This is a genomic window from Serratia sp. NGAS9 (assembly GCF_009905295.1).
Taxonomy (GTDB): domain Bacteria; phylum Pseudomonadota; class Gammaproteobacteria; order Enterobacterales; family Enterobacteriaceae; genus Serratia; species Serratia bockelmannii.
Genome location: NZ_CP047605.1, coordinates 2,472,026 through 2,493,011, shown reverse-complemented (window position 1 = coordinate 2,493,011; position 20,986 = coordinate 2,472,026). Strand labels below are relative to the sequence as shown.

The window sequence follows — 20,986 nt, the reverse complement described above, 5'->3', positions numbered from 1 at the left end:
CACAATTCAAATTCGGTTCAAGGCTTCTTCCTGTTTGCCCTAAATACACTTGCACTCTGGCAGACTTTTCGCCGGATGATACAGCGCCCCCGGGCACTCCACTTAATCAACAAAACGGAACATCTCACCATGAATAATGACGTCATCATCATCGGCGGCAGCTTTGCCGGTCTCGCCGCAGCCCTGCTATCAATATGGTTAATGCCCGCGCGGACAGCCTCTCTGATACTCCCTCAGTCACCACGGCGCGATGGCGGGTATCTTCGCTCGGCAGTCGATGCTCACCTGAGTGCAAGCAACAACAATCTCCAAGCGGATCACTGCCATAAGGCTATAGCGTAAAGCGCGAAGGCGAAACGCCAAACAGTTTTTTGAACGCCACCGAATAGGCGCTGTGGCTCTCATAACCGCTTTCGAAGGCGGCGTGGATGATCGAGTTGCCCGCCAGCAGCAGCGGGATGGACGACAACAGCCGTAGACGCTGTTTCCACTGACCAAAGGTGATGCCGGTTTGTTGAGTGAAGTGACGCTGGAAGGTTTTCGCGCTGATCGACAATGAATCCGCCCAGATCTCAATGCCGCGATCGTCGGCCGGCGTGATGACCAACTGCCGGCAAATGTCAGCCATTCTCGCTTCCATCGGCCAAGGGAGATGCAGCGCCAGCTGCGGCTGCAGGCTCAGTTCCTCGAGGAACAATGCTCTGAGCAACGCGTGGCGTTTGGTCTCCTCGCCCTCGGGCGCCAGCGTCGCCAACTGGGCGATCAGCTCGCGCAGCAGCGGCGACACCTGCAAGACGCCGTCGCGCAACGGCAACCGCGCGGCGGTGAATTCATCAACAAAAATCCCGTAAACGCAAATGTTGCTCTGCATGACCAACTGATGTTCTACCCCCGGCCGCAGCCAGACTGCGGTGGTAGGCGGTACGATCCAGCGTCCGCAGCTCGCCTCGACCGCCATAACACCCTGTTGCGAATAGAGCAAATGGCAGCGTTTATGCGAGTGGTAAGGAATGACAAAGCCCGCCGGGTAGTGTTTCACCAGCCCCGTCACCTCGAACGCAGAGTTTTCGTGGCTGCTGAGGTCGATGCGTTTCGTTTCGGCGTTGTCGACGTCGAATCCCATGGTCGTTTGTCCCTTTTGATAACGCGAATGTCTTTTATTTGATAGAGAGGCCGCATGATCCTCCATATAGTGACGTTCTCGCAAGCCACACCAGGGGCCTTATGCGAAGAAACTCACTATTTACACCAAAATTTCATCGTTCTGCTTAAAACGAAGGCGATGACGTTGCGCATGCGCTGCGCAATGGCGGCTCGTTGCGGGGGCGACGCGGCCGAAAGTGATGGAAAGGGAAAGCGCGGTGGCTTAAATCAGGAGGTATGCGCATCAATCAGCAGGTAGCTCAGCCTGGGGGGCGGCTTAATGCTAAAGGGATAGGGAGAGCGCCTAGGCTCTCCTCCATCCAGAATGGTTATCTCGTCAACGGGCCAACTCGGCGCCGTCCAGCTCGGAAATCGCCAGACAAATCACTTCCGTGATGGCCTGTACCGTATAGGCGGTCTTGGCAGGAATGATTAACATCTCATGGGGTTGCAACGTCTGATCGTCAACCTTCAGTTCACCGCTCAGCACCATCAGTTTCACCCAGCCCGGATGAAAACGCGCCGGTTGTTGGCTGCCCGCATCGAGCTTCAGCAACGCCGTATGGCCAGGCGTCTCCCGTTTCAAAATGTGAAAGTGTACCCCATCGTAAGGCATGTTTTCGTAATGCAGTGACGCCAGTGTTCTCTTATGCATGGTAAGTGTCCTCGTGACCTGTGAGTAGCTGCTCCGCCTTCGGTCGCCGTAAAAACGATTGGCGGCTGTCCCTACCGAAAGCACCGGCTCGCAGCCTCTTGGCGAACGGATTAACTGTCGTACTTGCAGCGGCCAGATCGACCGCCGTTTCATGCCTAACCTGCCTCAGGCATGCTACTAAATATATAAGAGCCTCGCCGAGGGCGCAAAAAACCGCTGCAGGGTTGAGCGTATTACGGTGCTGATCCGTAGTCGGAAAACCTGAACGGCGAGACCAAGGCGCCGTCTGCCGGAGATCGCGATGGTCTCCCCCTTCACACCCCATCATTAATAAATCGCGCCGGGCGATAAGCGTGCGGAATGGCGGAATTGACGCCATGCAGCAGCTCGTCTCCGATCAGCCGGCCAAGCGTCGGTGCGCACATCACGGCCGGATGCATCACCGCCACATAGAGGCAGGTGGCGCCCAGCGGCCCAACGATGGGATAACCGTCGCGCGGCCGGGGGCGCATCCCCACCGAACACGCCTGCAGTTGCAAGGGCGCCGTGCCTGGCAGGCGCCCTTCAATCGCCGATTGCGCTTCGCCCTCCACGCGATTTTCATCGCCGTGCGCAGGATAATCTTCCGCCGCCAGCAGATCGCCATTTTGTGCATGACGCACTTCGATGTCGTCGCCCGCAATCAGCGTGTTCACCACCTGCGCCGCCGCGTGATAGCGTAACAAAATGGCCGGCGACGCCTCGATCGGCAGCGAGAATCCGCTGCCGTCCAACAGCGCCGAGATCCCCGTGCCACAGGCGAGCACCACCCGATCGGCGGTAATCGCGCCTTCCTCGGTAACGATGCCGATTATCTGCCCGTCTTCACGCAAAAATCCGCTGACGGTTCGCCCCAGGAACAACTCCCCGCCCCACGCGCGAACGCATTCGAGCAACCGCTGTGTCACCTCTTGCGGATCGACGGCGCCGTCACGCGCCGCAAAATAGGCTTGACTATCGGGCTGCCTGAGCCCCGGTTCCAGCGCGGTCACCTCGGCGGAGGGCAAAAGCCGATTATCGGGTTTTTGCGTCGCCGGCGCCTGACCATAGCTGAGCGCGCCGGACCAATTCACCCAGAGATCCGGGATCTCCTGCGCCAGGCGTATCCAGTCAGCCACGATCTCGCGCCGCAGAAACGCGTCGGGCGCGCCCTCAGGCACGCCTTCGCTGATCCAGCCAAACGAGCGGCCTGTGGCTCCCGCCGCGGGATGCGCCTGCTCAACCACGATAACGTGCTGCCCTTGGCGCGCGAGATGATAGGCGATCGATGCGCCGACAATCCCGGCGCCCACGATAACCATGCGTGATGATGTTCCATTCATTTAATGATGTCCGAACCTCATTTCAAGTGTTGTCGCCAAAGCAATCCTGCCGCCAGGCAGGCTACCCCGCCGCCGCAGGCCAACACGGCATAAGACGTGCCCCAGCTCTGGGTGGTATCCATCACGATGCCAAAGGATAACGGGGCGAACGAACCGATGCCGAACCCCAGCAACGATCGCCAGCCCATCACGCTGCCGAGCTGTTGCGGCGGCACGTTGTCCGCCATCGCCGCCGACAGCACGCCGGAGTCGCCAAGAATAAAGAAACTGCCGATGCTGACGAACAGCAGCGTCCAGCCCGGCCCCCAGTTCGCCGACCACCCCATCAGCAGCGATCCCAACGCACCGGCGGCGCCCACAAACGTCAGCACCGAGGCACGATTGAAATAGTCGGAAACGGTGCCGACAATCAGCGTGGCGATCATGCCGGCCAGGTGGATCACCGCCGCGGCGATCAATCCGGCGCTGAGCGGATCCAGAGAGAAACCGCTCAACGCCTCGCTGACCAGGCTGGGTGCCCAGGCCCAGTTACCGAGCAGTTCCCAGCTGTGAGCGATATACCCGATCAGCAACAGCAGGGTCGCATAGGTGATAGCATAGCTTTCTCGTTTCGTCTTCCTCCCCAGCGTGCGCGGTTGCGGTTCCTGATAACCGACCAGGGCCAACGAACCCGCCAGCGCCCCCAGTAGCGCACCGGCGGCGCACAGGGCAAACGCCACGCCGGCGCCCCAGCGCATGGCGCTCCAACCGGCGATGAAAACCGACAGAAAATACCCCAACGAACTGGCCGCCAGGATCATGCCGATGGCGTAACCGCGTCGGGCCGGGCCGTTCATCCCCATCGCTAACAGCAGCGCCGGCGTATAGGCGCCGCCCTGCGTCAGGCCGACGAAGGCCATCAACACCAGTGCGCCGATATACGAATGGGCAAACACGGCGAACAGCATCAGCGCACCGGCACCCAGCCAGGAAAACAGCAGATACACCCGACGCGCGCCCAGCGAATCACACCACCAGGAAGCCACCAGCAACGCCAGGGCGTTGGTCAGGCTGAACACCGTTTGCACTGTACCGGCGGAGGCGGCGTCGAGCTGCCACTCGCTTCTGATGGTCGGCAGCGCGCCGGCGAACATCATGGTGCCCAGGCAGAGGCCGGCCCGGCTCACGCAAAGCAAAAAGAAAGCTCGCATCTCAGGGGCGCCTCCCTGTCAACCGCAGGGTGAGGATAACGCCATTAACACGCATGACCGATAGCCAAAAGATCCGCATCATAAACTCAGCAATCAGAAGGAGATGCCTCATCATAGTGAGCAAAATCAACGGCTGACAAACGATCTTTCCTCCCTCACTTGGTTGAGCTAGACTCAACCTATGAAAAAAATTCACTCCCTGCCGCACCTGTCCGCTTTCGAAGCCGCCGCCCGTCTCGGCAGCTTCAGCGCCGCTGCGGATGAGCTGTTTCTCACCACCGGCGCGGTCAGTCGCCACATCCGCAGCCTGGAAGAACAGCTGCAGCTCAAACTGTTTTATCGCGGACACAAGTCCGTGCGGCTGACGCAGGCCGGCGAGAATTTTTCCCGCACTGCGTCCCGAGTGATAAGCGAATTGTTTTCGGCGGAAAGCGCACTGAAAGCGAGCGTCGGCCGGCAGCGGCTGGTGGTACACAGCCTGCCGACGTTCACCATGCACTGGCTGATGCCGAAATTGGCAGCGTTCAACGAGATTCATCCGGAGGTCGCGATTGATATCACCACCGCCACTGGGGCCGTCGATCGCAATATGCCGTTTGACCTGGCGATCCGGCGCGATCCCGCGCACTTCTCCGGACTGAAAGCGATCCCTTTTTTGCAGGAAGACAGCCTGCTGGTCTGCAGCCAGAGCTATTTGCGCACCATGCCGATCAGCGCGCCAGACAATCTGGCCGGGCATACCGCCATTCGCATCCGCGCCCGTGAGGATTTATGGCACAGCTGGTTGAATACCTATCCGACGGCACTGGACGCCTCGCCGCCGCCGCTGACGCTCGACCATACCTTCGCCGCCATTCAGGCGGCCGAAGACGGCCTGGGACTGGCCGTCGTGCCTTACCTGTTCTGCGCCAAACATCTGTCGTCTGGCCGGCTGGTGTCGCCTTTCCCAGCGTTGACTATCCGAACCGGCGTTTATTCCCTGCTGCTGCGCGATCGGGACGATGAGGTCGTGAGCCAATTCGCCGCCTGGCTGCAGACGTTCCAGGCGTAAGCGCCGTATCGGAAACGCATCACCCTCCTGGACATGCGCGAGCGTTTCGCGCGTCCAGTCGGTAAGCCAGGCAAAGATATTCTCAGGCGTGGAGCGTCAGGCCTTTTATCGCCTTATCCACCGCTTTCTTCGGCCCGCGCAGCGCCAGACCGACCAAATCCAGATTGTCCGCGTCTTCAGCGAGAAAAACCTGCCGGTTGGCTGCATCGTGCCCGGTCGCAAACATGGCGTGCACATAGGGAACCAACGTCAATTCCCGCTCCAGCCCTTTGCGATGCACATTTTGCAGGCCCGGCAGATCCGCGGCAAAAATCAGCATCGGCTGCCCGGAAATGCCGCCGTAGCGTCTGCCTTGCGCATCCACATAACACTCGCCGATGATTTCCGGGGCGGCGGCGGCGATGCCCGTCGCCAGAAAGGCCACCACATTCAGCCGCTGCCAGGTCTGCAGATCGTCGCGTACGATAAACGCTATCTTGGTATCAAACATGTTTCGCTCTACTCCGTTGTGCTCTTAAAATAAAAGCGCATCATCGGCGATGGGCGAATCAGCGGTATAGAACGTTTGTGCACTGACGTTGATAGGCCGCCGGCGATAAACGGTAGGCGCGCTGGAACCAGCGGCCCAAGTGGCTCTGATCGGCAAAGCCCACCTGCATCGCGACCTGCGCCGGTTCTTCCCCCTGCGCCAACAACAAGCGTGCAGCCCGTAGCCTCAGCCGGATCAGGTAAGCATGCGGCGACTGGCCGAAGGCCCGGGTGAACTGGCGAGTCAGGCGGAAGCGGTCCAGGCCGCACTGAAGCGCAAGTTCATCCAGGCTGGGGTTACCCGCCATGTGCTCGTGCAGGTAGTCTCGTAAGCGATTCATCACAATCAAAGCATCATCGCTTTGGGACGTTGGCCTGACGCGTATATGCCGCGCCAAAAGCGTCAGCAGTTGATCCAGGCTTTGATCGCGCGCCAGCCGGCCTTCCCCCTGATGCAACGCAAAAAAAGCCTGTTGTATCGCGGTCGCCAGCATCGGATCGTCGGTCAACGTGCTGTGGAAGGCGCCTTCCAGCACAGAAACGTCCCCTAATCCGCGGCGGTTCATCGCATCGGAAACCCAATGCTGCGGCAGATAAAGCATGGCATAGGTAAACCCTTCGGCCTGCGGCGCATGACCATCGTGCACCGCGCCCGGCTCGATCAGCATGGCACGTCCCGGCCGGCTGGTATGCAAGGAACGATGACAGTTGAAACGTTGTAAACCTTGCTGCGTCACGCCCACCAGCATTTCGTCATGATCGTGGGGATCGTAGGCATGCCCCTGAAAGTGGGCATTGACGCTTTCGATGCCGGTTTCGTCATCGCGCCGCAGTTCCAGCCAGTCTTTGTGTTGATGATTAGACGCCATGCAGTCAGTCCGGAGTTCTGCCCATAGGAAAGAAGAAAACAGCTTACCCTGAGACGGTCACCGTTTCACGCTCATAACTCGCAGATGGCATAAGTGCCCTTACCGGCCGATTTCGCCTGATACATCGCGCCGTCGGCGCGGGTCAACAGCATCTCCTCCGTCACGTCAGTGTGTGAGGAAATCGCCGCCCCCAGGCTGGCGGACAGGCTCACCGTCTGCTGCCCGATCTGCGAAATATCAGCCAGCCGCGCCAACACGTTTTCGCAAAATTCGCTGACCTCGCGCTGCGGTTCCGCCAACGGCCACAGGATGACCGTGAATTCGTCACCGGCCAGGCGCGAAACGCTATGGCGCTCGCCGGCGCAGGCGCTGAGCAACCTGGCGAACGTCTTGAGGATCAGATCGCCGAAGTCATGGCCATAGCTGTCATTGAGGGCTTTGAAACCATCGAGATCGATGAACACCAGCGCCATTTGCCGCTGTTCGCAACAGGCCTGCACCGTGCTGGACAACCGACGCAGAAAAGCGCGGCGGTTGGTCAATCCGGTCAGCATGTCGTGCGTAGCATCGTACTCCAGCCGTTGCTGCAGGCGCTTCAACTCGGTAATATCCATGGACAGAATGTAAAACCCCTGAGCCTCGCACGGCACCAGCGTAGTGTGGATCATCAGCAACCCCTTCTGGGTCTGGAGCTCATTTTCGAAGCTCACCATTTCCCCCGCCAGGGCCCTGTCTATCATCGGTTTCGCTATCTGATAAACGTTCTCCCCCATAAAATCGCGCACCGTCATTCCTCTAAGGCGGCTTTCTTCCAGGCCAAACCAGGTTTTATAGGCGCTGTTAGCGAACAGGTAGCGTTCATTACCGTCGATTTGGCTGATCAACGCCGGCATGTTGTCAGTAATGGCCCGCAGGCGTTCCTTCTCCGTGCTGAGCTGATATTCGGCGAGTACCCGGGTTTCAATCTCTTCGTTGAGTTTCTTGACGACCACGTTCAGCTCCCGCGTGCGGATTTCGACGCGTTGTTCCAGCTCGTGTTGCAGAGCGAACAGATCGGCCTCCGCCGCCTTGCGCTCGCTGATATCGACGATAACCGAGATGAAATGATCCGGTTTGCCGTTAGGCAGCCGGTTTAACGCCACCGTCAGCTGCACCCAGACGATCGAGCCATCGGCACGGAAATAGCGTTTCTCCAGCGAGTAAGTACTGATCTCGTTTCTCAGCAGTTGCTGCAGTTTTTCTAGATCGGTGTTGAGATCGAGCGGATAGGTAATGTCCTGAAAGGTGCGATCCATCAGCTCGCGCTCGGAATAGTGCAACATTTCGCAGATGCGCGGATTGACCCGCAGCCAATACCCCTGCAGCGACACCAGCGCCATCCCTACCGCCGCCTGGGCGAAGGTCTGTTCGAACAAGGCTTCCGAGCGTTGCAGGTTGGACTTCAGGTTTTCGGTATAGACATGGCGTTCAATGCTCTGCAGGTACTCTTCCACCACGGCGGCGAAGTCGTGCAGGTCGGCCACCTGTTCCGGAGAAAACGGCTGCGGCTGGCTGTCGATAATGCACAGGGTGCCGAGCGGCAAACCGTCGAGCGACAGCAGCGGTTGCCCAACGTAGAAACCGATTCGCGGCCCGCCGATCACCAGCGGATTGTCGAAAAAACGCGGGTCGTTGGCGGCATCAGGCACCACCAGCGCTTCACGTTGCAAGATCGCATGGCCACAAAATGAGATGTTACGCGGCGTTTCCCGGACATCCAGACCGTAGCGCGATAGAAACCATTGGCGATCCCGGTCGATCAATGACACCAGCGCAATGGTGACGCCGAAGTATTTCGCCGCCAGCCGTGTAATACGATCCAGTTTTTCCACCGAGTTCGAATCCAGCACGTTCAGCGAGTTCAGTACCGACAGACGTTCGGCTTCGTTTTCGGGGAAGCAGGGTTCAAGCATGTTGTCTCCCATTGTGTCACCCACGGATCCGGCGCAGCCAGCCTGCGTGATTCCGTTCAGCCTATCCGTCGGTTAGCGGCAAATATCCTTGTCCATCATAGACTCACTCAGTATCAATCCGATTGCGCATTCTCGCCAGCTTTGCCGGGCGTTGCGTTTGCCACCGCGCTGCGCTACAGTCGTTCACAAGGTGATGGTGTTCCACCTTTCCCAACCGCCGCGTTCGCTCGAACCGGATGATGACGCCTGATATACAACTTCGCTTTATTTTTTAGGCAGGTATGTCAGGAGTCGCTATGAATGAAATCTCACGTATTACCCCTTTTCCATCCCAGCCTGATCTCGCCGTGCGGGAAATGCCGCTGTACGTTTTCGGCCATAAAAATCCCGACAGCGACAGCATCTGCAGCGCGCTGGTGGTCGCGGACTGGCTCAATCACCTCGGCAAACCGGCCGTCGCTTTCCGCCTTGGCGAATTGACGCCGGAAACCCGCTACATACTGGCCGCCGCCGGCGTACAAACGCCTGCGCTGCTGAAAGGCGATCTCCGTGACCGCAAAGTCTGGCTGGTGGATTTTACCGACGTCGAACAAGGGCCGGCCTCATTGCCCGACAGCGATGTGGTCGGCGTTATCGATCATCACCGGCTGGGCACCTTGATCACCCGGAACCCGCCCGATGTCTGGATCCGCGCCGTTGGCTGTTGCGCCACCGTGATCCTGTCCATACTGACGTCAGATACGCCGATGCCGCTTTCTTCCGCCCAGGCCACGCTGCTGCTGGGCGCGATTTTGAGCGATACCGTTGCGCTGAGCGCACCGACCACCACCGAACAGGATCGGGTGGCGGTCGCGCGGTTATGCGCAATCTCTCACGTTGACTATGACGCCTTCACCGCCGGATTGCTTGCCGCCAAAACCGATCTTTCGGGGCAATCCGCCCCGCAGTTGCTGCACCGTGACGCTAAGAATTACCGCATCCATAGCGTCTCGCTGCTGCTGTCGCAGATAGAAGTGCGGGCTATGAGCGATATCGATCCGCTGTTGCCCGCGCTGCAACAGGCGCTCGATCAGGCTAAGCAGGAGGCCGGGCTGGAGATGGCCGCGCTGCTGGTTACCGATATCACCCGCCACCGCTCTACCCTGTATTTCTCGTCGAACCGGGTGCTCGCCATTCGGCAGGTGTCGCTGCCCGGCATGACGAGCCGGAAAAAAGAGGTTTTACCGTGGTTAACCCTACAGATTGCTAACGCAGGGAGATAAGTCATGTCGCTCTATCAACATGCTTTACTGCTGGTGCAGGATGAACGCGACGGCCGGCTGCTGTTGCGCCATGCCGAACGCCTCAATCAGCAGATGAATACGCGCATTACCGTGGCGCACATCAGCGCCGACTATGCCGAGCTGGACTACCTCAGCGATGCACAAACCAAAGATCGCCAGTCCAGCGAGGTGATCGCTGCCAAAGCCATGCTCAGCCGGCTGGTGGAAGACTGCACAATCCCCCTGGAGGTGCGCGCAATTGTCAGTATTCACCGCTTCAAAGACATCGAGGCCCTGATTGCCCGTGAAGGCGTCGATCTGTTGCTGCTCGGCCATCAGAACCGTCCGTTCGGCGTCTTTGCCTCCTTCGGCTTCGAGTTCATTAACCATTTGTCGATCGACGTGCTGATAAAGCACGTGCCCACTCCCTAGAATGAGGTGATCATCCATGAGCTATGAAATTGAAAACGTAACCGCCAGAGAGATCCTGGATTCGCGCGGCAACCCCACCGTCGAAGTTGAAATGACTGCGGCGGGCGTCGTGGCACGGGCTTCGGTTCCCTCCGGCGCCAGCACCGGTTCACGCGAGGCGGTGGAACACCGCGACGGCGATCCGCACCGTTACGGCGGTAAAGGCGTTCAGGAAGCGGTGCAAAGCGTCAAAACGGCGATCAATGAAGCGCTGCGCGGGGTGGATGTACGCCAACAAGGGGAGATTGACCGCCGGTTGATCGCACTGGACGGCAGCGAGAACAAGAGCCGATTGGGGGCCAACGCCCTGCTCGGCGTTTCTCTGGCCGCCGCCCGCCTCGCGGCGCAATTGTCGCAGCTGCCGCTGTATCGTTATCTGGGCGGTCCCGGCGCCAACCTGCTGCCGGTGCCCTGCATGAATATCATCAACGGCGGCGTGCATGCCCGCTGGCAAGGTGCGGACTTTCAGGAATTTATGATAGCGCCGCTGGGCGCGCCGTCGCTGCGCGAGGCCGTGCGCTGGGGCAGTGAAGTTTATCAGGCGCTGCGCCAAATTCTGTTGGAGAAAGGCCTGTCGGTCGGCGTTGGCGACGAAGGCGGTTTTGCGCCGGCGGTTGCCTCGAACCGGCAACCGCTGGAGCTGATCGTACAGGCGATAGAGAAAGCCGGTTATCAACCGGGAGACGATATCGCCATTTGCATGGACCCGGCCTCGAGTGAATTCTATGCCAACGGCAAATACCGCCTGCGCAGCGAAAACGCTGAACTGGATGCCGAACAGATGACGACCTATTACCAGCGGCTGGTGCAAGATTTTCCCATCGTGCTGATTGAAGACGGTTTGGCCGAGGACGACTGGGCGGGCTGGCGCATTCTCAGCGACGCCCTGGGCGATCAGGTGGAACTGGTCGGTGACGATCTGTTCGTCACCAACGTGAAATACATCCAGCGCGGGATTGATGAAAGATTGGCCAATGCGGCGCTGATCAAGCTGAACCAGATTGGCACGCTGAGCGAAACTTTCGCCGCCGTGCAGCTTTGCCAGGCAAATGGCTGGGGCGCCTTTATCTCACACCGCAGCGGCGAAACCGTCGACAGCTTTATCGCCGATATGACGGTTGCGATGCGAGCTGGCCATGTGAAAACCGGCGCGCCGTGCCGCGGCGAGCGGATCGAAAAATACAATCAGCTGATGCGCATCGAAGACCAATTGGGCATCGCGGCGGTATATGCCGGGCGCGCCGCCTTTAAACACCGTTAATCTTTGCAGGCCGGCCACGCACCGGCCTGTTTTTCATTTTTTGCGCGGCATAATCCCGCCACGCCGGATTCCAACAGAATACGCCGCGTCGCCATCAACGTCTCACGCTGCTCGTTCAGCGTCGCCATCATCCGCTCGATTTCCGCCAGCCGGCTGTCGACGCCCTGTATCAACCCATCCTGATAGGCGCTGCCCTGCAGCGCCAATACCCCGCGGATCGCCTGCAGCGAAAACCCCAGATTCTGGCCGATTTGGATCAGGTGCAGCCGCTCCAGCGCGCTTTCGCTATACACCCGATATCCGTTAACGCCGCGCACCGCTTTGGGCAGCAGACCCTGCTGTTCGTAGTAACGTATCGCCGAGGCGGCCATGCCGGCGCGCTCCGCCAACTCTCCGATTTTCATGCCCTATTGACCTTAAAGTTAACTTTAACCCTAGTATAGCGCCATTCCCCCTGCGACAGGAACGTACCCGATGTTTACCCCACTGATTCTGCCCAACGGCAGCCGCTTACCCAACCGTCTGGCCAAGGCCGCGTTGGAAGAAAATCTGGCCGATGAGGGCCAACTGCCCGGCCCCGCGCTATGGCGCCTGTATCGCCACTGGGGTATCGGCGGCGCCGGCCTCATCATCACCGGCAACGTGATGATCGACGGACGCGCCATGACCGGCCCCGGCGGCGTAGTGTTGGAACAGGATACGCCGCTCGAGGCGTTCAAAACCTGGGCGGCGGCCTCGCGCCAAGAAGGCGCGCAGGTATGGATGCAGCTCAGCCACCCGGGCCGTCAGGTGATGGCCAACATGGGCGGCAACGCCTGGGCACCCTCCGCCATCCCAATGGCGATGGGCAAGTACAGCAAGCAGTTTGCCCCGCCGCAGGCCATGAGCGAAGCGCAGATTGCCGAGGTGATCGCCCGCTTCGCCGCCAGCGCGCACGCCGCCGAACAGGCCGGGTTTACCGGAGTGCAGATCCATGCGGCGCACGGCTACCTCATCTCCCAGTTCTTGTCGCCGTTGTCCAACCAGCGCAGCGATCGTTGGGGGGGCGAGCTGGCGAATCGCGCCCGCCTGCTGCTGGAGGTGGTGCGCGCGGTGCGCCAGCGTGTCTCGCCAGGCTTTTGCGTGGCGGTCAAACTGAACTCCGCCGATTTTCAGCGTGGCGGCTTTTCGCCGGACGAGGCCCGACAGGTATTGTTGATGCTCAACGAACTGCCGGTCGATCTGGTGGAGTTGTCAGGCGGGAGTTATGAGAGCCCGGCGATGCAGGGCGAAGCGGCGGACGACAGCACCCTGGCGCGCGAAGCCTATTTTCTGACCTTCGCCCGCGATCTCGCCGCAGTGGCCCGCATGCCAGTGATGACTACTGGCGGCATCGCCCGCCCGTCGGTGGCGCAACGGGTGCTGAACAGCGGCATCGCGGTGGTCGGCATCGCCACCGCCATGGCGGAAATTCCCGATCTGCCGCACCGCTGGCAAACCGGCGAAGCCCCTCATGCGCTGCCCGCGCCGGTAAAATGGCGCGATAAAACGCTGACGCTGCTCGCTCGTATGGCGCTGATCAAGCGCCGCATGCACGCCCTGAGCCGCGATCGGACGCGCAACGTGCGTTACTCCCCGCTGTGGTCGCTGCTCATCGACCGGTGGCGCACCCGCCGCACTCTGCGGCGCTATCACGCCTGGTTACGGCAACGTTAATAACCGCGGTGCCGGCAGACTCGCCGGCACCGCACAAAAATCCCGCTTTTTTGATCGCGCTACGTAAAATCTGCAAGAAATCACCACTCTGGGTACTGCGCTTTTAACGCTCGACCGCTTATATTCATCACAAATTTTGTGTATATAACCGCTATAGGACTTAAGGTGGTGAATAGATGAAAATAAGCCGCTATTTTCTATTTATGTTATTAATCGGAAATTCACCTTAATAATAAATGCATTAAAGAAGTAGCCAAAGGAAAGCAGAAAAGGATTTTTACGCAATGTTAAAGAAATGTTGTTTTTTGCTGGCAAAACCAACGGTCAACAAATCAACAACATATTGATGAGCCTAAGAAAAAACTAAACAATTCAAAACAAAATCGGCTATTGAGTCCCAGGCAAAAAAGCCATATATTGGTCGCGCTTTTCACAAGGCAGTTACTTTTCTAATTCATTAATTCAATCGTTGCGTCTTGAGACCTTCGGTTGTAGGAGAGATATGATGACGGATAAAGTCCGTATTGATACTTTAGTTGCAAACTCATTAAACGGAAACAATGAAACCTATTTGGCGCGTCAAGCCGAATTTGAGTCGAATGTTAGGAGTTATCCGCGCAAATTGCCGTTGGCAATTGCGAAAGCCCAGGGCGTTTGGATCACTGATGTTGAGAATAATCAATATCTTGATTGCCTGGCCGGGGCGGGAACGTTGGCTCTTGGACATAATCACCCCGACGTCCTGCAAAGCATCCAAAATGTCATTACCAGCGGCTTGCCGTTACATACTCTCGATCTCACGACCCCGTTGAAAGATCGTTTCTCCGATTACCTGCTCTCTCTGTTGCCTGGCGAAGGCAAAGGGTATTGCCTGCAGTTCTGCGGCCCGTCCGGCGCCGATGCGGTGGAAGCCGCGCTGAAGCTGGCGAAAAAGCACACCGGCCGTTCCGGCGTGATCAGCTTCTCCGGCGGCTATCACGGCATGACCCACGGCGCGCTGTCAGTCACCGGCAACCTGTCGCCGAAGGCGGCGATCAACGGCATGATGCCGGAAGTGCAGTTCATGCCTTATCCGCATGAATACCGCTGCCCGCTGGGCATCGGCGGCGAAGCCGGCGTCAAGGCGCTGACCTACTACTTCGACAACCTGATCAACGACGTGGAAAGCGGCGTGCGTAAACCGGCGGCGGTGATCCTAGAAGCCGTTCAGGGCGAAGGCGGGGTTAACCCGGCGCCGGCCGAGTGGCTGCAGCGCATCCGCAAAGTGACGCAGGAGCATGGCATTCTGCTGATCATCGACGAAGTTCAGGCTGGTTTCGCCCGTACGGGCAAGCTGTTCGCCTTCGAACACGCCGGCATCGAGCCGGACATCATCGTGATGTCGAAAGCGGTCGGCGGCGGCTTGCCGCTCGCGGTGCTGGGCATCAAAAAAGAGTTCGATGCCTGGGAACCGGGCCACCACACCGGCACCTTCCGCGGCAACCAGCTGGCGATGGCCACCGGCCTGACCACCCTGCAGTACCTGAAAGAGCATAAGGTCGCCGATAAAGTGGCCGCTCAGGGCGAATGGCTCAAAGGCAAGCTGACCGAGCTGCAGAAACGTTATCCGGTGATCGGTCACGTCCGCGGTCTGGGCCTGATGATCGGCATCGAGATCGTCAAGCCGAACGAAGCGCAGGATCACATGGGCTGTTACCCGGCCGATGGCGAGCTGTCCGCGCTGCTGCAGAAAAAATGCTTCGAATCCGGCTTGATCCTGGAGCGCGGCGGGCGCAACGGCTGTGTGCTGCGCCTGTTGCCTTCCCTGCTGATCACCAATGATGAGCTGGGTATTTTCCTGGATAAATTTGAGCAGGCGCTGTTGGCCGCCGGCGTCAAGCCTGTCTGATTGGAGCGAATGACCGCGATGTCCAAGTTAAACCCGATTCTGGCTTCCTCGGCGCACAGCGCCGAGGCTTACCGCCAGGCGATCGCACAGAGCAGTGAAGCCGTCGTGCAGTGGCTGCAACAGCCCGAGATGTATCAGGGCAAAAGCGTTGCCGAACTGCGCGAGCGCATCCAGCTAGACTTTACCCCGCAAGGCCTGGGCAACCAGGCGGCGATCGAGCGCGCCATCGAGTACTTTTTGAAAGACAGCCTGTCGGTGCACCACCCACAGTGCGTGGCGCACCTGCACTGCCCGAGCCTGGTGATTAGCCAGGCTGCCGAAGTGCTGATCAACGCCACCAACCAGAGCATGGACTCCTGGGATCAGAGCCCGTCGGCCACGCTGATCGAAATGAAATTGATCGAGTGGCTCCGCGCCCAGGTCGGTTACCCGTCCGGCGACGCCGGGGTGTTCACCAGCGGCGGCACCCAGAGCAACCTGATGGGGCTGATGCTGGCGCGCGACGCGTTCTTCGCGCGTCAGGGCCACTCCGTGCAGCAGGACGGTCTGGTGGGCGATCTGCGCAAGCTGAAGGTGTTCTGTTCTGAAAACGCCCACTTCTCGGTGCAGAAGAACATGGCGCTGATGGGCCTCGGCTATCAGTCCGTCACCCTGGTGAAAACCGATCGCTTCGCCCGCATGGACGTGAACGATCTGGCGGAAAAACTGGCGCAGGCCAAGGCCAACGGCGAGCAGGTGATGGCGATTGTCGCCACCGCCGGCACCACCGACGCCGGTGCCATTGACCCGCTGCGCGACATCGCACGGCTGGCGGCGGAGCAGCAGATTTGGGTGCACGTGGATGCGGCCTGGGGCGGCGCGCTGCTGCTTTCCGAGCAGTACCGCGACTACCTGGACGGCCTGGAGCTGGTGGACTCCATCACCCTGGACTTCCACAAGCAGTTCTTCCAGACCATCAGCTGCGGCGCCTTCCTGCTGAAAGACGAGCGCCACTACGAGCTGATGCGCTATCAGGCGGCCTACCTGAACTCCGAGTTCGACGAAGCGCAAGGCGTGCCGAACCTGGTGTCCAAGTCGCTACAGACCACCCGCCGCTTCGATGCGTTGAAGCTGTGGATGGGGCTGGAAGCGCTCGGGCAGAAGCAATACGCCGAGATCATCGATCATGGCGTGACGCTGGCGCAACAGGTGGCGCGCTACATCGCCGATCAAGAAGCACTGGAACTGGTGATGCAGCCGCAGCTGGCCAGCGTGTTGTTCCGCTACCGTCCGGCGCAGCTGGCGGCGAACGGCGATGCGGCCGTCGCGCTGTTCAACCAGCGTATCGGTGACGCCCTGTTGGAATCGGGCCGTGCCAACGTCGGCGTGACCGAGTTCGATGGCGTGACCTGCCTGAAGATGACGCTGCTGAACCCGATCGTGACGCTGGAAGACATCAAGCTGTTGTTGGCGCTGGTCGAGAAAACCGCCCAGCAGCTGCCCGCGTAACCCTCTGCCACTGCGCATTAAAAGCCGATAACCCCAGGTTATCGGCTTTTTTATCGCGCTCACGCCGTGCGCGTATTCAATCCGTTGACATGTTTTCCCAGGATGTCGCTTGGAGGTCCAGATCGATTTCCAGCGTTTCCAAAAAGCGCGCCGTCATCATGTAGTGCCCAATCATTAATGCCAGTTCAGCCAGTTGAACCTCGTCATAATAGCGCCTGACCGCGTTAAATGTGTCGGCAGAGACCTTCACCTGCTTCACGCATTCATCGACAAAATGCAAGATGGCCGTCCCTCTGGCGTCGATGCCCACACCCTGCTCTATTTTCTCGATGTCGTCATCGCGCCACCCCGCAAGGATCGCCAGCGGATAGTGTTGCATACGCTCATAAGCGCTGTGGCTTAACGCGCCAACCCTTAATATGATCATTTCCCGATCTTTATCACACAGTCGCCCGGCCGGAAAAGAAGCGCCCAGGGACAGATATCCCTGCGCCGAACGGCTGGTTTTCAACAGACCCAGCGTAAGATTGGCGGGAAAACGGGCATATTGCTGCTGCTGCTCAGCCGTTAATTCACTCACTGCCGGCAGTTTTATTCTGGCCATCGCTTATTCTCCCGTTTGAGCTTCGATAATTGCAACCGGCCGAGCCCAGCCGGCGGATGCCTTATAAACCTTCACCGGCAGACTGATCACGTTAAATCCGCAGGGCGGCAGCAATTCAAGATTGCACAGTTTTTCAATCTGGCAATAAGGATATTGACTGCCGGCATAGTGCCCTTCCCAAATAAGCGAAATATCGCCGCTTTGTTCAAATTTGGTGCGCGTATGGCTGAATGGCGCGTCCCAGCTCCAGGCATCGGTGCCCACCACCCTGACACCACGTTCAGTAAGATACAGCGTCGCTTCACGGCCCATGCCGCAACCGCGATGAATAAAATCTTCGCTGCCGTAACGCCCGCCGGCCGCCGTGTTGACCAGGACAATATCGCCGGCGGCGATAGGATGGCCGATCCTCGCTAATTCACGCTCAATATCATGCGCAGTGGCCACATAACCGTCGGGAAAATGCCGAAAATCCAATTTGACGCCAGGGCCGATACACCATTCCAGCGGTATTTCATCAATGGTTTTTGACGCCGATCCGTCGTCCATATGCGAATGGTAGTGATACGGGGCGTCCATATGCGTCCCCGCGTGGGTGCTCATGCGGACAAATTCCACCGCCCAGCCCTCCTGACGCGGCAGCGCTAAGGGATCCAGGCCGGGAAATGATTCCGCCAGCTGCAACGCTCCGCGCTTGTTGTCAACATACTCGATTTCCGGCAGAAACCGCTCCGGATCGGAAGCGATCCCGCTCATCAGCGGCACCGAAAGATCAATGATTTTACCGTACATATTGTTACCTTTATCCGGGGGAATGACCTGCCCAGAGTAAGCTTTCCCCATAGAATAGAAATGCCGATTATCAGACAACTTATTGTTATAATAGGAAGACGCAGCCATGAACGGACAGGAAGGCGTCATGAAACCGTCAGAATTGACCGGGGAAATCCCAATATCGATTTGGTTCAGAAATAAATCCTGGCCGGCAGGAACGCAATTCCCTTTACAGGCGTTGCCATGGGGCAAACTGATGTATTCCATGAAAGGGTTGGCGGAAATAAATATTGAGAACAATATTTATTTATCCACACCGGAATATGCCATTTGGCTCCCCGTTAATACCGAACATGAATCCGTAGCAAAGAGTGCAATTGACTATGTCATTCTTCATGTCAGCCCCTCGCTATGCCAATCCTTACCGAGCAGACCGCAAACCCTGCGGCTGAATAAGATCGTCAAAGCGGTGCTGGCCGATTTTTCAGAAAGGCTTATTGGCTATCCGCACACGCCTCAGGACCAGACGCTGGTTACCGCGTTGCTTGAGCAGCTGGCGCTGTCGGAGCGTTTTGACAGCTACCTGCCGCTCGGCAGCGATGACGTTGTCAAGATCATGACCGAAAAGATGAGCGCCGCGCCGCACGATCTCAACACCCTGACACAATGGTCGGGCATGCTGGGCTTGAGTGAGCGTACGCTGTCGCGGCGATTTCTCGCCGCTACCGGCATCTCTTTCAATGAATGGAAGCTGAGAAGCAAAACCCTCATGGCGATGACGCTGTTACAGGAAGGGAAAGCCGTCAAATATGTCGCCTCTACCCTGGGATATAACGATCCGTCCGCGTTTATCGCCATGTTCAGACGGCAAACGGGCCAGTCCCCCTCCGGTTTTTTAGCGGTAAGTCATGGCACAGCGAAAACAGGCTCAGGCATAATGCATGGCGACTGATGCAGCATTCGCACGCACAAACTGCATCGAACGCCTTCCCCCCTATTCAGCACGACAGGATGCGCACGCATGACCGACCCTGATTTCAACCTGCTGATCGCACTCGACGCGCTGCTGACGGCGGGCAGCGTTGCCGGCGCGGCGCGGCGTCTCGGTTTAAGCGCCTCGGCGATGAGCCGCACCCTCAGCCGGCTGCGCACGGCCACCGGTGATCCTCTGTTGGTGCGCGCCGGCCGTCATATGGTGCTGACGCCTTATGCCGAAACGCTGCGCGAACGGGCGCGAAACGCGGCATTCGAAGCCCGCGCTGTGTTGCGTCCGGCGCAGGGAGCATTGGATCCCGCCGCGCTGGATCGTACCTTCACGCTGCGCGCCAATGACGGCTTCGTCGAGGCCTTCGGCCCGGCGCTGATCGCCGCCGCCGCCGAACAGGCGCCGCGGGTGCGGTTGCGCTTTGCGCCCAAGCCGGAGAAAAGCGACCGCCCCCTGCGTGAAGGTCTGGTCGATCTGGAGATCGGCGTGTTGGGTGACATGGGCCCGGAAATCCGCCTGCAGGCGCTGTTCCGCGATCGCTTCGTTGGCGTGATGAGAACCGCACATCCGCTGGCGCAACAGCCAGAGATTGGCGTCGCCGACTACGCCGCTTGCGGCCACGTGGTGGCCTCGCGCAGCGGGCGCATTCTCGGGCCGGTAGACGCTGCGCTGGCGGAGCTGGGGCTGGCACGCCATATCGCCGCCGTGGTGCCAAGCTTTCCCGCCGCGCTGGCGGTGGCGCAAGCCTCAAACCTGTTGGCGTTGCTGCCCACCTCTTTCCTGCAGGCTCAACCTGCCGATGGCCCGCTGCGCGTCTTCGAGCTGCCGGTGAAAACGCCGCCCATTACCGTCTCGCAAATGTGGCACCCGCGCCTGGACGCCGAGGCGGATCACCGCTGGCTGCGGCAGTTGGTGTTGTCGGTTTGTCATTAAAGAAAAACGGAGTGACATCGTCACTCCATTCATAGCCGTAGGGTAAACAGCGAAGGTTTAAACAGATAATGGGAATTTCAGGAGGAATATCCCTGAAATCCCACGGGCAAGGAGCATTAGCTATCGCAACGGCCGCCCTTGGCAAGCTTTACCGCAGCTTTAGAAATAACACGTTTGCCTTCATCCTCTGTCGATTGACTCAGACCGGCACCGCCGACGAATACACCCATCTTAATATATTGTCTTACGAAGTAATTTTTCCCCGCTTCGGTATAAATGGAAAGATCGTTAGGAGAAAATTCAGATTCGGTAGAGATTTTATGCTGTTGTCCGCCGTCAACCTGGGTATAGAAAAACGTTTTATCCGCGGTCTCACCCACGCATTTGCCGTCAAGATAAACATCTTTCTTCAACGCCTTGCCGACAAAACTGTCACGATAAATATAGAGGCCCGCTTTGTTTTCCTCCAACGCAGGGAAGCTTTTGGCATGCGCTGATTCTTGATCTGTTGCGAGAGGGATGCTTGCACACCCGCTTAATAATAATGCGCTCGCCAGTGAGGCGGAGAGGAGTAGTCTTTTGGTCATGATCAATCCTTCGGTATAAAAATGTAGCAAGGAACAACGCTTAATTCACTGTGAACATTTAATTATCACATTAAATATAACCAACAGTTATTATATTGATAGTGGTGAAATTCATTTTCAAACAGTGAGTTAGGGGGGCCGCGTGCCCAACACACAAGCGATGACGATATTGCCACAAATAAAATTTGATTCAAGAAATCAATGTCTAAAATATTACAGAACCATCAATTTTATTGGCATAATCAACGCTGAACCACACGTTTAAATTACCTTGACCGCTGGCTGAAAA

General features: G+C 58.4%; 20 protein-coding genes and 1 riboswitch. Of the genes, 9 read left to right on the top strand and 11 right to left on the bottom strand.

What is annotated here, in order from left to right:
• Positions 1 to 331: 331 nt before the first annotated feature.
• The 4 genes from GUC32_RS12010 to GUC32_RS11995 form a co-directional block, all read right to left on the bottom strand.
• On the bottom strand, positions 332 to 1,123 hold the full coding sequence (locus GUC32_RS12010; protein ID WP_025302842.1) for a helix-turn-helix domain-containing protein: 792 nt from the start codon (positions 1,121 to 1,123) through the stop codon (positions 332 to 334).
• A gap of 357 nt (positions 1,124 to 1,480) precedes the next feature.
• Positions 1,481 to 1,798, bottom strand: a complete 318-nt coding sequence (locus GUC32_RS12005) for a cupin domain-containing protein (protein WP_025302841.1) — start codon at positions 1,796 to 1,798, stop codon at positions 1,481 to 1,483.
• A gap of 314 nt (positions 1,799 to 2,112) precedes the next feature.
• Positions 2,113 to 3,159: an NAD(P)/FAD-dependent oxidoreductase gene (locus GUC32_RS12000; RefSeq protein ID WP_369435755.1), complete on the bottom strand. Its 1,047-nt coding sequence runs from the start codon at positions 3,157 to 3,159 to the stop codon at positions 2,113 to 2,115.
• A gap of 17 nt (positions 3,160 to 3,176) precedes the next feature.
• Positions 3,177 to 4,349, bottom strand: a complete 1,173-nt coding sequence (locus GUC32_RS11995; RefSeq protein ID WP_225735576.1) for a nitrate/nitrite transporter — start codon at positions 4,347 to 4,349, stop codon at positions 3,177 to 3,179.
• A 181-nt stretch (positions 4,350 to 4,530) separates the two neighbouring features.
• Between GUC32_RS11995 and GUC32_RS11990 the strand changes: the two genes are divergently transcribed.
• The gene (locus tag GUC32_RS11990; RefSeq protein WP_151428521.1) at positions 4,531 to 5,400 is read left to right on the top strand and encodes a LysR substrate-binding domain-containing protein; all 870 of its coding nucleotides are present in this window, start codon (positions 4,531 to 4,533) and stop codon (positions 5,398 to 5,400) included.
• An 82-nt stretch (positions 5,401 to 5,482) separates the two neighbouring features.
• Here the strand turns inward: GUC32_RS11990 and GUC32_RS11985 are convergent, their stop codons facing one another.
• The 3 genes from GUC32_RS11985 to GUC32_RS11975 all read right to left on the bottom strand — a co-directional run bounded on the left by GUC32_RS11985 (position 5,483) and on the right by GUC32_RS11975 (position 8,749).
• Positions 5,483 to 5,890 (bottom strand): DUF2000 family protein, encoded by a 408-nt coding sequence (locus GUC32_RS11985; protein ID WP_025302837.1) that lies wholly within the window; start codon positions 5,888 to 5,890, stop codon positions 5,483 to 5,485.
• Positions 5,891 to 5,948: 58 nt separating this feature from the next.
• The gene (locus tag GUC32_RS11980) at positions 5,949 to 6,797 is read right to left on the bottom strand and encodes an AraC family transcriptional regulator (protein WP_151428520.1); all 849 of its coding nucleotides are present in this window, start codon (positions 6,795 to 6,797) and stop codon (positions 5,949 to 5,951) included.
• Positions 6,798 to 6,868: 71 nt separating this feature from the next.
• Entirely contained in the window at positions 6,869 to 8,749 is a 1,881-nt protein-coding gene (locus GUC32_RS11975; RefSeq protein WP_369435754.1) for a diguanylate cyclase, read from the bottom strand.
• 180 nt (positions 8,750 to 8,929) lie between these two features.
• Positions 8,930 to 9,005, top strand: a riboswitch (Fluoride riboswitch).
• A gap of 40 nt (positions 9,006 to 9,045) precedes the next feature.
• On the opposite strand from GUC32_RS11975, the gene GUC32_RS11970 reads away from it, so the two are divergent.
• Genes GUC32_RS11970 through eno form a run of 3 tightly spaced genes read left to right on the top strand, consistent with a single transcriptional unit; the run spans position 9,046 to position 11,743 of the window.
• Complete coding sequence (locus GUC32_RS11970) at positions 9,046 to 10,011, top strand: DHHA2 domain-containing protein (RefSeq protein ID WP_151428519.1); 966 nt, start codon at positions 9,046 to 9,048, stop codon at positions 10,009 to 10,011.
• Positions 10,012 to 10,014: 3 nt separating this feature from the next.
• Positions 10,015 to 10,443, top strand: coding sequence for a universal stress protein (locus GUC32_RS11965; protein ID WP_025302833.1), 429 nt, complete (start codon positions 10,015 to 10,017; stop codon positions 10,441 to 10,443).
• A 16-nt stretch (positions 10,444 to 10,459) separates the two neighbouring features.
• Positions 10,460 to 11,743: a phosphopyruvate hydratase gene (gene eno, locus GUC32_RS11960; protein WP_369435753.1), complete on the top strand. Its 1,284-nt coding sequence runs from the start codon at positions 10,460 to 10,462 to the stop codon at positions 11,741 to 11,743.
• Here the strand turns inward: eno and GUC32_RS11955 are convergent.
• On the bottom strand, positions 11,740 to 12,147 hold the full coding sequence (locus GUC32_RS11955) for a MerR family transcriptional regulator (protein WP_025302831.1): 408 nt from the start codon (positions 12,145 to 12,147) through the stop codon (positions 11,740 to 11,742). The genes eno and GUC32_RS11955 overlap by 4 nt on opposite strands.
• Before the next feature lie 70 nt (positions 12,148 to 12,217).
• Between GUC32_RS11955 and GUC32_RS11950 the strand changes: the two genes are divergently transcribed.
• From GUC32_RS11950 to GUC32_RS11940, 3 genes are all read left to right on the top strand, one after another.
• Complete coding sequence (locus GUC32_RS11950; protein ID WP_025302830.1) at positions 12,218 to 13,438, top strand: NADH:flavin oxidoreductase/NADH oxidase family protein; 1,221 nt, start codon at positions 12,218 to 12,220, stop codon at positions 13,436 to 13,438.
• Positions 13,439 to 13,943: 505 nt separating this feature from the next.
• Positions 13,944 to 15,326, top strand: coding sequence for a diaminobutyrate--2-oxoglutarate transaminase (locus tag GUC32_RS11945; RefSeq protein ID WP_071826114.1), 1,383 nt, complete (start codon positions 13,944 to 13,946; stop codon positions 15,324 to 15,326).
• A gap of 18 nt (positions 15,327 to 15,344) precedes the next feature.
• Complete coding sequence (locus tag GUC32_RS11940; protein WP_043137457.1) at positions 15,345 to 16,814, top strand: aspartate aminotransferase family protein; 1,470 nt, start codon at positions 15,345 to 15,347, stop codon at positions 16,812 to 16,814.
• A gap of 76 nt (positions 16,815 to 16,890) precedes the next feature.
• Here GUC32_RS11940 and GUC32_RS11935 read toward each other — a convergent pair whose 3' ends face one another.
• Both GUC32_RS11935 and GUC32_RS11930 read right to left on the bottom strand, forming a co-directional pair.
• Entirely contained in the window at positions 16,891 to 17,418 is a 528-nt protein-coding gene (locus tag GUC32_RS11935) for a carboxymuconolactone decarboxylase family protein (protein WP_043137372.1), read from the bottom strand.
• Between the two features lie 3 nt (positions 17,419 to 17,421).
• Positions 17,422 to 18,210, bottom strand: coding sequence for a cyclase family protein (locus tag GUC32_RS11930; RefSeq protein WP_369435752.1), 789 nt, complete (start codon positions 18,208 to 18,210; stop codon positions 17,422 to 17,424).
• Between the two features lie 127 nt (positions 18,211 to 18,337).
• Between GUC32_RS11930 and GUC32_RS11925 the strand changes: the two genes are divergently transcribed.
• A complete protein-coding gene (locus GUC32_RS11925) occupies positions 18,338 to 19,144 on the top strand; it encodes an AraC family transcriptional regulator (protein ID WP_226905806.1) in 807 nt (268 codons plus the stop codon).
• Positions 19,145 to 19,213: 69 nt separating this feature from the next.
• On the top strand, positions 19,214 to 20,110 hold the full coding sequence (locus GUC32_RS11920; protein WP_060447178.1) for a LysR family transcriptional regulator: 897 nt from the start codon (positions 19,214 to 19,216) through the stop codon (positions 20,108 to 20,110).
• Positions 20,111 to 20,226: 116 nt separating this feature from the next.
• On the opposite strand, the gene GUC32_RS11915 is transcribed toward GUC32_RS11920, so the two are convergent.
• On the bottom strand, positions 20,227 to 20,697 hold the full coding sequence (locus GUC32_RS11915) for a DUF2846 domain-containing protein (protein WP_369435751.1): 471 nt from the start codon (positions 20,695 to 20,697) through the stop codon (positions 20,227 to 20,229).
• Positions 20,698 to 20,986: the final 289 nt, after the last annotated feature.